The 3244-nt window shown below is 38.0% G+C and carries 3 protein-coding genes; all 3 read left to right on the top strand.

All coding sequences use genetic code 11. The annotated features are described in order from the left end of the window. Positions 1-460 precede the first annotated feature (460 nt). The 3 genes from ACED25_RS23105 (at position 461) to ACED25_RS23115 (ending at position 3239) form a co-directional block, all read left to right on the top strand. A complete protein-coding gene (locus ACED25_RS23105; protein WP_017099606.1) occupies positions 461-1402 on the top strand; it encodes a hypothetical protein in 942 nt (313 codons plus the stop codon). Next, entirely contained in the window at positions 1384-2850 is a 1467-nt protein-coding gene (locus ACED25_RS23110) for a metallophosphoesterase (protein WP_017099605.1), read from the top strand. The genes ACED25_RS23105 and ACED25_RS23110 overlap by 19 nt, the downstream gene beginning before the upstream one ends. Positions 2851-2987: 137 nt before the next feature. Then, on the top strand, positions 2988-3239 hold the full coding sequence (locus ACED25_RS23115) for an Arm DNA-binding domain-containing protein (protein ID WP_371693285.1): 252 nt from the start codon (positions 2988-2990) through the stop codon (positions 3237-3239). The last annotated feature ends 5 nt before the right edge of the window (positions 3240-3244 follow it).

Genomic DNA, 3244 nt, shown 5'->3' on the forward strand with positions numbered 1-3244 from the left:
GGTAGACACAAGGGATTTAAAATCCCTCGACGTTCGCGTTGTGCCGGTTCAAGTCGGTAATTACCAAGCCAGCTTAATGCTGGTTTTTTTGTGCCTGAATTCAGATAAAACTCCCTCCGGAATCTTCCCTCCTGTCTATCTCCTGTTCTCTGTGCAGATTTTCTGTTCGAGTTAGCTGCCAAGAACCTCCTGTGCTGATGAGCTGTGCGTAATTGTCGTGCCAGCATACCCAAGGCTGAATTTCTGTGTGCCTCTGGTCTCTGTCCGGTCGGGCTGTGAGTGATGAAGCGGACACGAAGCCTTAATAAAAATAAATTTAAGGGTTGCTGGCCAGTTGACAGTTTTTTAACGCTGACTAAGTAGCTCTAAAAAGCAGATCAAAATTAATATAAATTGCAACTTATCAATGTGTTATGTTACCTTAAGTTGCGCATGTCATATAAAAAACTAAAGAATATAGATGTCACATTTTATGCCTCCAGATCCTCACCCCTTAGACTATGATTGGCGGTTTACGAGAGAAACTGTTGATAAACTGAGTCAATTATTTGATGATCATGAGTCAGTGCTATCACTAGGTGTTCCTTCTTTAATAAGAAAACATCAAGAATTGGATAATCGGGTTTTTCTTGTTGATCGACAGCCTTTACATTGGTCTAATTTTCATTCGTTAGTAGACGTAGATGTTGATTTACCTCTATGTAAGAGCTTTGATGCTGCTGTCATAGATCCGCCTTGGTATATAGAGAATACTATTCGCTGGATCAGTTGGAGTGCGCAACACTTAGCGATTGGTTCAAAAATTTATATTTCTCTCTGGCCGGAATTAACAAGGCCACAAGCCATCGAAGAAAGAAAAAACTTATTTGAATGGTTGACTAGCTGGGCTGATTTTGAAATAAAATCTAATTTTTTTTGTTACGAAACTCCTGTTTTTGAAATGAGAGCAAGTGAAGTAAGTGATGATAATGTTCTCGAAGACTGGCGTTTTGGCGATTTACTTGTCATAAAAATTAAAGAAATCCCTCCTTTGTCGAAAGCTATCACTAAGACCGAATTATGGCACCGATTTGTAATAGATGACTATCAGCTTGCATTACGTGTGAACCATCACGATGTTCTACCTGCAAAAATAATTATGCATCCATTAGCTAATGGATGGTATTGGCCTTCCGTTAGTAGGAGAGCAATTGGAAGGGAAGTTATCGACCTGTGGAGCTCTCAAAACAAAGTGGGTACAGTAATTGGTAGCGCGAATGCATTAGAGATCTTACGTTTTCATTTGGGGTTATCTGATAAGGTGCCTTCATCAGCAGCAGACTCTTTTTTAACAGTGCTACAACAGTGGAATATACCGAATAAACCTTATAAACGAGTAATGGAATGGCAGCACCTAGCATAATCTTACGGTTCAGAGATACTACACCCGACATCGACACAATAGACGAGCATAAAGCTATTATTAATAGAAAAGGAATAGTGTTGTGGGGGTGGTGGAAGAAAGAACATGAAGACGGATTTGAGTCCTTATTTAACAGTTTAGAGAGTGATGACACGGTATCTGATTACGTTTATCTAATTGATCCATCGACTAAACGTTGTTTCACTGCATCTTTCAATAAAGTGTATAGGAAAAGGAAAGTTGACGTCGACATATCTTTGGTCCCTGAATACTATAGACACCAATGTGAGAAAGTTGAAGCTTGGTTTCAGTTGACTTCAATCAATGTCATTGATTATGAACCTAATTTAGGTAGGCAGGTGGGTGAAAATACACTATTACTTCGTGATAGCTATGGATGCTCTAGCGTAAGAGTTTCTAGAATCGGCAACAGCGGTTCAGATAGAAAGTCAATACTTCATCTTTCAGATTTACATTTTGGACTTGATCACGGTTTCGTTGTTTCAGATAAGGTTTTGGAAAGAGGGACAGCGAAGACACTTAGTGATTGTATTCTGACTGACTTAAAGCGAGTAAAAGCAAACAAAGATATTGCTGCAATCATTATTACAGGTGATTTTACGACAAGATCTGATTGGTCAGATAGTACAAAAAACTTAATTATAAGTGAGCTTCACTCGATAGCTAGCGGACTTGGGGTTGATAAAAGCAATATTATTACTCTCCCTGGAAACCATGATATGAAACGCTACCCGAGTGATAGCAACATAGACGAAAATAAGTTGGCTGGAAATACTCAGGTTACATATGAGCACGAGCGTGACTATCGTCTTTTTTCCGAAGAATTAACTGGGAAGCATTGGAAAAGTCAATTAGATTATAACATTATTGTTTCATTGGGTGATGTAGATTTATTCTTATCAATAATGAACTCATGTAGAGTAACAAGCTCTAAACTTACAGAATATGGTTATGTTGGTTCTCTAGGTTTAGACATACTTGACGACTTGGCTAATTTAAATATGAGTAAACCGACTTATAAAATGATGGCTCTTCACCATCATTTAGTGCCCATTAGTCAAGTTGAGATGCCAAATAGAAATGCGATATCTCTCACTCTAGATGCGGTTGAATTGTTAGATAAAGCAGCTAATGTTGGTATACATATGGCATTACATGGCCACCAGCATGAAAATAGAATTGCTCAATACCATAGTTTTAGCCTAGCAAATGAAGACCCCAAATCTCCTATATTAATAGTATCTGGCGGGAGTACGGGGGTTAGTCGTGAACGTAGAGCTGAGTCTACTAGAAATTCATACAACCTACTTACTTTTGAACTTGATAAGATCAAGCTGAGAATCAGAGAAATTATATCTGACGGAAAACGTGGGTATGATTTATATGATAATTATTTACCTGTTTCGCCTACCGTGCAGGAACAGTAGTTATTTAAAGTCGTAAATTATAATATTTAGCAAACCACAACTATAACGATAGATTATAGTTGTGGTTTGGCCGTTTCTAAATAAAAGCTAATTATATATTAAAACCTAGTATGGATTAAATATAGGTGATTTCTTTTATGGAGAAACGTTTTAAATTTACAACTACTAAGATCGCCAGTTTACCCCCTAATGATCCAGACTCGCGTTCTACAGAAGCTGAATATTCGTGCTCTGAGTTATCGGGTTTCAAGATATTAGTAGGTAAAAATGGACGTAAAAAATGGCTAGTCAGGTATACGCTTAATGGCAAGAAAGGATCTGCGTCATTGGGTATTTTCCCGGCTTTGTTGCGTAATTCAATGGAACTAAATCAAGAACCTACGATCTGATCAGC

The organism is Vibrio sp. 1F263 (assembly GCF_041439035.1).
GTDB lineage: Bacteria > Pseudomonadota > Gammaproteobacteria > Enterobacterales > Vibrionaceae > Vibrio > Vibrio tasmaniensis_A.